The sequence below is a fragment of the Saliphagus sp. LR7 genome (genome assembly GCF_003344565.1).
Classification (GTDB): domain Archaea; phylum Halobacteriota; class Halobacteria; order Halobacteriales; family Natrialbaceae; genus Saliphagus; species Saliphagus infecundisoli.
The window spans coordinates 20,046-27,362 of sequence record NZ_QPND01000034.1 but is presented as its reverse complement, the minus strand read 5'-3'; the positions used below and the strand labels follow the sequence as shown (position 1 = coordinate 27,362).

Sequence of the window (7,317 nt, the reverse complement as noted above, 5' to 3'; positions counted from 1 at the left end):
GCTCTGCTCGCTCCTCGTTCCCCTGCAGGTCGTATTTCCCCTCGAGATCACTGCAGACACGTTCTGCGACCGCGAGTGCGTCTGCGAGCGTTCCGACTTCGGCTTCGACCGACCCCCAGTCCGGATTTGCGTTCGGGTACATTCCCACTTGGTACGTTCCACGAATTCGTTCGCGCCAGCTCGGCGACGGCTGGTACAGCGACGTCGGCGCGATCGTCACCTCCATCGGCGTCGACAGTATTCCCTCTTGTATTTCCTCCTCGAAGAACCGAACTAACGAAAGGACGCACTTCCGTCGCCCCACTGCCCACTGACGGACGCTTCCCTGCTCGCAATCCCACGCCTCGAATCGCGCGTCGATGCTTTCGGTTGGCTCGAGTGGCTCTGCCGTCGCGAATCGACTGACTGAGTTCTGTATCGACATCTCTGAAACCCGCTACCCCTCCGGGGGATCGAACAACGCCACCGGGCGGCCACGTTGTCGTGTCACTCCTGGTCGTGTGCATCGACCGGTCATGTCTCGTCTCGTCGAGCTCACCCACACGTCGAGCAGACGAGATCAACGTCTCGGATCATGGCTTCGTCGCACGCCGCCGTCGGCACCTGCCCGTATGTCCCGCAGCTGTCGCACCGCGTTCCAGAATGGGCCGCAAGCGCCTGTACTTCGCCGTGAGGATCGTGATCGGGTTTCAAAAACTGCGGATCGTCTTCGGCTGTGAACTCAACAACGACCGCCTCTGGCTTGGCGTCTGGTTGATTTGCCATCTCTCAAACCCTCTACCCCTCTCGAGGGGCGAACAACGCCACCGGGCGGTGCGCTCTCACGACCGCTCTCTCCGAAGCCGGACCGTCCACCCCTTCCTGTGAGAGGGCGGAGCGGTGGCGCGCGCTGAAAGCGTGCTTTAGCGCGCTGAACGCACGAGGGACGACCGAGGATGCGCACGGAAGTGAGCTCCGAAGGAAGTCGAGTGGGGAGGATGCGAGCGAAGCGAGCAGGAGGCCGTCCACACAGAACGAGCACGACTGGATCAGTCCGTGCGAGAGTCCTCCGAACGCGGCGTTGGAATTTCGCTCGCCGTGAATCGGGCGTCAACAGCGCCACACACTGGACAGTCCGCCACGTACGCACACACCTTCACTGACGCTTCCATCTCGTGAACGCCGCTACAGACCCCACATTCATACGCTGTGACGAACTGCGAGGACGGTGTTGGTCCCGATTCCCCCGTCCCACTGTCTGGGTGAGCAGGCGATGGCGATGGTGAGTCGTGAGCGTCCGACTCTGTGTGATCGCGGGTCGAGCTGGCGTCTGTCCGTGTCGGGCTGGCGTCCCAGGCTTGCTCTGGCAATTCGCCGTAGACCTGCGACGGGGCTCTGTCAGACGGCTGGGCTGGCTCGACCTCGTCGCCACGCCCAGCGTGAGGGTCTTCAGATTCATCTGGGGGTTCAGGCCGGTCTGCACGTGGACCACGAGTGTCACTGCGAGAGTGCAACGGGCTGGTCGACTGGATGGCCGTCGTGATGCTGAGTTCGTAGGGTGCATCTTTAGGCACAGCTTGGTCGCGGATCGGCCTCCCAATCGCGCCTGCCAGGGCGTCCAGCGGCTCGGCAACCGTTGGCTCGAGTGACTCGTGCTCGCTCATCCCGTGGAGCCAGCTCCCAACGGTGATTGCAGTCTCGATATCAAGCGTGACCGACGGATCTGGTGGCATGGGTGGTTCTCTCCACCCTCTAGTGGGGAGCGATCAATACCACGCGTTCTCACGATCGCTATAGAGGCTCTCTCACTGCACCGCGCCCCGTTCTCGGTCGGGAAGGACGCTCGGTGTGGCAGCCTCCTCTCGTTCGGCGTATTCCGTCCGGAGTGTGGCGGAATACCGATTGATCTTGTCTTTACTCGTCTCGACGATCACGCTGATCGCATCGGCGACCTGCTGCATGGTGAGCCACTCACTGCCGAGCAACCGGTCTGCGGCGTAGACCGCGGCTGCCGCGACGGTCAGTCGTGGCGTGCCTGCACCGATCGGTTCTTCATCCGCGAGCTCCAGCAGGTGCTGTGCAACGTCCCTGAGACGCAGGTACGCGCCACTATTGATCGCACTCTTGTCGAGCGTCTCGAGGACCGTAGCAACCGCGTCTTCTTGTATTGGTGGGATGTCGATTGAGACGTAACACCGAATCTTGCGCGCCGCTGCACACAGCCGGACGTGGCTCACTTTCCCGTAGCAGGCGACTTCTCGAGAGGGGCGATCCACCCCAGCGTCGGTCGCTGCAAGCAACACGGCACCAGCGGCGACCCCTTCCCACGATGTCCACGCACCAGGCACGCCTGCCTCGCCAGCCCGTTTCACCAAGCGTCCAGCATCAACGACGACGTGAGAGGGCAGGCCGAGATTGCCGCCGATCATCTGGACGTCTCGAAGCGCCTCGTTGAGTCGGATCGCTCGCTTGCTTTCGACCTGGAAACGCTTGTGACGTTGCTTCAGCCGGTCGTATTTGTCTTGTTGCGCGCTCGAGAGCGCGTTCCCGTAACCGTCACTGGTGAGGAAAAACGTCGTATGCAGGCCCTTGTCGATGCGAAGCTGCGTGACTGACTCGCAACCCCACTCGGCGGGACCGCCCCCGCGTGGCCCGTGTCGACGCCGTGTCGGACTGTGATCGATGTGGTCGGCCGTGACGACCAGCCCGCATTCCTCGCAGTAAGACGTTTGCTCTGCCGTGATGATCCGCCCCTCGCACTCGACACACGTCGACTGGGAAGCAGGTTCGCGCTCACCCGTCTTCGTTTCCGTGGCCTCGTGAGCGTTCGTGCTCGGCTGGGCCTGGGAACTGGCCTGGTCGTGATTGGACTGCTGTTCAGCTGACTCGCCAAACTGGACAAAGCTCTCCGTGGACATGGGATTTCACGGGGAGAACGGCACTCACGCCGTCGCGTCTGCTTCCGACACGCCTGTCGTCGGATCGTGACGACTCACGACCCGATTCGTCGGTTGAGACGAGACTGGTGATGCCATTTTGACTCTCCCTCACCCCTCTCAGGGGTATGATCCAACACCACCGGCTGTCTGGGTCGATCGCGGTGCTGAACCGTGAGAAAACGGAGCAAAAGCGATACCGAGCCGATCAAGTCCGCTCGAACGCTACTACGTGAAGGGTTTTTATTGATGACGGCCGAACCATCACGTATGGCACAGCAGGCGGCCCGGATCGTGCGCGACGACGACGTTATGGACGGTGAGCCACGGGTGGATGGACGCCGTATCACCGTCCTCCGGATTCAGGAGCTCGTCGAAACGCGTGGGCTTCCAGCTGCAGAAGTCGCAGCCATGCACGACCTCGATGTCGCCGACGTCTACGCAGCACTCACCTACTATTACGAGCACTCAGACGAGATAGCCTCAATTCAGGAACACCGAGAGAATCGCGAACAGACGGCTCGCGATGCTGGTGCGCCGACGATTGGAGACTTAGTGGCCGATCGCGAAGGGACGGAACCAGACGAGACGGAGTCCGCGTGAATGCCATACCGGATCCTCGTTGACGAAAATATCGACCCACAGACGACAGATCGGCTCCGTGAACAAGGTCACGATGCCACCCATATCGAGACCACTCTTGGAAAGGGAACAGAGGATCCAACCGTTGCAGCCCATGCTCGCGAGCATGGCTACGTCGTCCTGACTAACGACACGGACTTTCTACGTCCAGAACGCCGGCAGGGGCTCACCGTCTTGTATTGCCCAGAAAACGCAATGCGAGCCCATGAAGTCGCATCGCTCATCGGTGAGTTGGAGACAGTGGTCCCCGAGCAAGATGATCTGCCAGCGGTGACGTGGGTAACCGACAACCTTCGTTCCTGAGCAGGCGGCACTCAAATAAAATAGCGAATACCTCTAATCGGCTCTCCACCGACTCTCAGCCTCCTTGCTGGCGCGGACGCTATCCGTATCGACAGTGTATGTCCGTAAAGGAGTGATACTGGGCCGTGACGGCTCACTCTGAATGTGGACGCAAGAGCAGAAGCGGTGGCGCGCGATGAAAGCGCGCTTTAGCGCGCAGAACGCGCGAGGGACGACCGAGGGAGCGCACGCCAGTGCGCCCCGCAGGGAGGAGGATGGGGAGGACGCGAGCGCAGCGAGCGTGTGGTGCTACACGAAAAAAGAGAGAGTATCGACTACTCCTCGGTCCACCACCGGCCGCGCTCGGGGAACTCGATCCGGCTCCACCCGGTCACGGCCAGGTTGCACGTCTTGTCGTACCAGTTTTTCTTGACGTTCCTGAATCGCACCGTGTCACCCTCGCTCACCTTCGTCTGGTAGGAGTTCCTCCAGACCGTGAACTTGATCTTCTCCGTGTCATCCGCGATCAGCCCCACCTGCTGGATCGACGGCTTCGAGGGCTTCCACAGTTCGATGATCTCGCCTTCCACGTCCACTTCGCCCGTCTCGACCTCCGGCACGTCCGCGATATCCACGATCGTCCCCGCTTCGGCCTTGACCTCGTCCATCTGTTCGAGGGTCGCGTCGATCACCGACTTCCCCTTCTCGACCTTCTCGGCCAGCCCGCGGCTCACCGCCGCCCGGCTTGGTCCACTGCGCACGCTCTCGGTGATCCGCACCGACTGCGTGTTCACCTCTGCAACCTCCGTCCGCTCGAGTTCCGACCGGGGATCGATCCGCTCGATCCGCCGCTCACGGCGCTGCTCGACGACGACCTCTCGGGTGCGCTCTTCGCGCCCCTCTTGCTGGCCGAACGCCGCTTTCGCGCTGATCCGCTCGAGCTCTTCCTCCCGAGCCCGGATCTCCTCTTCCTGGGCCAACGGCAGGTGGCCGTACTCGTTCTCGTCCCGTCCGACCACCGTCTCCGGGTGCTCCGTCTCGACTTTCGTGTGCACCTCCTGATCGACCGACGCCGCGAACTCCGGCGTCTCATCGACGACCTCGAACCCATCCTCATCGACCGCTCGTCCGCCCGTCTGTTCGTCCGCCTGTTCATCGGCCGAAACGTCCTTGTCGCTTGGGTTGTTACTAGACATTGGAATCTACCTTGATTCCGAAGGCGCTCACGCGCCCGACACCGCGATGCCTCTACATCGCGGTTTTCAACGCACGTCACCGTCCGACAGACTCGTCTGCGCGCTCTCGCTTGCGCCTTCGCGAGCGCCCCCTGGGCGCGAGCGAGAGCGCGCCTTAGGAGCGGACCCAACCAGCACCGCGCGCCGATCCGCCCGGAGCGAGCGTCCAGCTTTAAGCCGCTTCTCGCGTCCGTCGACCGAACGACGACGCGCAACGACGCGACGGGCAGTGAGCGCCCGACGGTCGGCAGTGTGGTGCGGGAGGCCGTCGGGCGCGAGCAACCGAGCGAGTGTAGCGAGGAGTGACCGAGACGCAACCGAAAGCGCGCTTAATGCTGGCGTCGAGACCACATCCATTTCAGCCCGGAACGCCGCTGTGCCGGTCAGTCGGGTGGTGAGCTGGAAGCGGTGCCGTGCGGGAGTCGGCGGCGCATGCCCGGAATGGTCGGTCGCGAGCGAGCGGAGGGCGGCACGCGGCGAGCGGGGCGTGCCGTCTCGAACACACCAGTCGAACAGTTCGAAAACGGCCGGCTCTTGATTCCCCCTCCTGGCGGACTGCGAAAGGGCGAGGGCGTCTCGGTCGTCCCCCGACGACGCAAGCACCGCAACGCAGTGAGGAGCGCAGCGAGGCGCGGGATGCCGAGCGCCCGAGGGCTTTCGGGCGTCATCTGCATCGTCACCTCAACTCAGACTCCATCGTCCCTCCCTCGAGATGTTCCACTTCTCCTCCTTCCCCCTCCACCTCGATCACGATCGCGATTACACCTCCCCACGAAACGACCACCATCGATCACGAACTACACCGATGACGCACGATCACCCACATCATCAGTCATCTGAATATCGATGAAGACTCTAACAACCCTCCCAACACCATCAGCCGTGGTAACGCCGATGGCGACACAAGTGGCCCTATCGACACGGGCAACATCATCAACACCGATAGCGCTACCGCTGCCGAGTCACGACCACGCGCTCCACAAGAGCCCTCTCTCCTTCCTATCATGATCTCCTCACACAGCGCTCGATCTGGTACTAATGGTAGCGCGAGTGGCGAGAGTAACGCGAGTGGTGATGCTCTCCAGCAGCTGTGGGTACGAACGAATCACGAGCAACAGTGAAAGCAAAAGCGGAAGGGAAAGCCCGGCAGCACAGCGACCGACTCTGGAGGGAGCGAGCAGCCCCGGACCCTGGAGGTGGGTGGGGGTTCGTGGGTGGGCGGTGCTGTGCGGTGCTGGTACGGGCAGTTCGCAGAGTTGTCCAACGTCCGATCGCCGCGCACTCCCCTCTCGACCAGACGACGACGTCGCGATCGAATCCGCTGAACCGCTGAGCTCGTGACGCCGCTGCAAGCTGGTCGCTACTCGTCTCGCCTATTCGCCTCTCGAGAAGAGCCCTCGGAGTCGGTCACTCATCGAGCCGAGCCACGTCCGTACTTGCACCTGGATCGCCCGCCGCAGGTCCTGCTTCAGGACTTCGACCTCCGAGTAGTACCCTCGAGCCCCCTTCGGCAGTTCGTGAAACCGCTTGTTGCAGCCGACACACGTGTACTCGAACTCTGCACGAACCCGATTCTGATGATGGTCGAGCTCGCCTCCCTCGCTGTAGTGGAACTCCTCGTAGACCAGTTTCTTCGAGACGAACTCCCGACTGTCACACCGAGGGCATTGCGTCATTGCCAGCGGATCTTCTGAAACCGCTCGCGAGGGCGAGCCGGGAATCGACGAGTCCTCACTCATGCGTGGTCCCTCTCGAGTCTTCGCGGCGGACTGCGCCTCCTTCTGACTCCACGGCCCCGACTCTTTGCCTTCCTGGACCCACTCGTCGAATTCCTCCTCCAGAACCTGCTCGTCCTCGTCGTCCGATGCGTCGTCCGATTCGTCCTCCGTCTCGTGTCGGTCGCTCCATCCCATTGTACCTCTACCCCTCTCTGAGGGGCAACGACACCACCGGGTGGTTGAGTACCATCACAGCAAAACTACTCCCCGTTTCGCCCCCCTCCTCGAGTCTCTGAACCCCCTCACTGGTCTACTCTTCACTGCACCTCACTCACCCTGTCTCACTCCTCCTTCCCGCGTCATTCCACCTCTCTCTGATATCTGGTACTTCCTCCTGATTCTCCCCTGCTTCACCGCCGTGCTTCACCCCCTCTACTGTGCGGAGAGCTTCCGGTGCTCTACGCTCTTCTAGCACCACCTCTTACTCCCGGTCGCTCAGTTGACCTCCCCTCTCTTTTTCACCCC

At 62.1% G+C, this 7,317-nt stretch carries 7 protein-coding genes; 2 read left to right on the top strand and 5 right to left on the bottom strand.

The window, feature by feature from the left end; translation table 11 throughout:
* The 3 genes from DVH23_RS21615 to DVH23_RS21605 all read right to left on the bottom strand — a co-directional run.
* Positions 1-424, bottom strand: a 424-nt coding sequence (locus DVH23_RS21615; RefSeq protein WP_114579433.1) for a hypothetical protein, incomplete at its 3' end; no start/stop codon positions are given.
* 110 nt (positions 425-534) lie between these two features.
* A complete protein-coding gene (locus DVH23_RS24845) occupies positions 535-765 on the bottom strand; it encodes a hypothetical protein (protein ID WP_232833886.1) in 231 nt (76 codons plus the stop codon).
* A 1,019-nt stretch (positions 766-1,784) separates the two neighbouring features.
* Positions 1,785-2,897 (bottom strand): transcription initiation factor IIB family protein, encoded by a 1,113-nt coding sequence (locus DVH23_RS21605; RefSeq protein ID WP_114579431.1) that lies wholly within the window; start codon positions 2,895-2,897, stop codon positions 1,785-1,787.
* A 288-nt stretch (positions 2,898-3,185) separates the two neighbouring features.
* Here DVH23_RS21605 and DVH23_RS21600 point away from each other — a divergent pair, with 288 nt between their 5' ends.
* Positions 3,186-3,518 carry a DUF433 domain-containing protein gene (locus DVH23_RS21600; protein ID WP_114579430.1) on the top strand — a complete coding sequence of 111 codons (333 nt, stop codon included), beginning with the start codon at positions 3,186-3,188 and terminating at the stop codon, positions 3,516-3,518.
* Positions 3,519-3,860 carry a DUF5615 family PIN-like protein gene (locus tag DVH23_RS23970; protein WP_157972566.1) on the top strand — a complete coding sequence of 114 codons (342 nt, stop codon included), beginning with the start codon at positions 3,519-3,521 and terminating at the stop codon, positions 3,858-3,860.
* Between the two features lie 314 nt (positions 3,861-4,174).
* On the opposite strand, the gene DVH23_RS21595 is transcribed toward DVH23_RS23970, so the two are convergent.
* A complete protein-coding gene (locus DVH23_RS21595; RefSeq protein WP_114579429.1) occupies positions 4,175-5,035 on the bottom strand; it encodes a DNA-binding protein in 861 nt (286 codons plus the stop codon).
* 1,412 nt (positions 5,036-6,447) lie between these two features.
* The gene (locus tag DVH23_RS21590) at positions 6,448-6,987 is read right to left on the bottom strand and encodes a hypothetical protein (protein WP_114579428.1); all 540 of its coding nucleotides are present in this window, start codon (positions 6,985-6,987) and stop codon (positions 6,448-6,450) included.
* Between the last annotated feature and the right edge of the window lie 330 nt (positions 6,988-7,317).

Coding starts and splice junctions, on each gene's coding strand:
- DVH23_RS21605 (WP_114579431.1), bottom strand. CDS start 2,897: ATGTCCACGGAGAGCTTTGTCCAGTTTGGCGAGTCAGCTGAACAGCAG.
- DVH23_RS23970 (WP_157972566.1), top strand. CDS start 3,519: ATGCCATACCGGATCCTCGTTGACGAAAATATCGACCCACAGACGACA.
- DVH23_RS21600 (WP_114579430.1), top strand. CDS start 3,186: ATGGCACAGCAGGCGGCCCGGATCGTGCGCGACGACGACGTTATGGAC.
- DVH23_RS21595 (WP_114579429.1), bottom strand. CDS start 5,035: ATGTCTAGTAACAACCCAAGCGACAAGGACGTTTCGGCCGATGAACAG.
- DVH23_RS21590 (WP_114579428.1), bottom strand. CDS start 6,987: ATGGGATGGAGCGACCGACACGAGACGGAGGACGAATCGGACGACGCA.
- DVH23_RS24845 (WP_232833886.1), bottom strand. CDS start 765: ATGGCAAATCAACCAGACGCCAAGCCAGAGGCGGTCGTTGTTGAGTTC.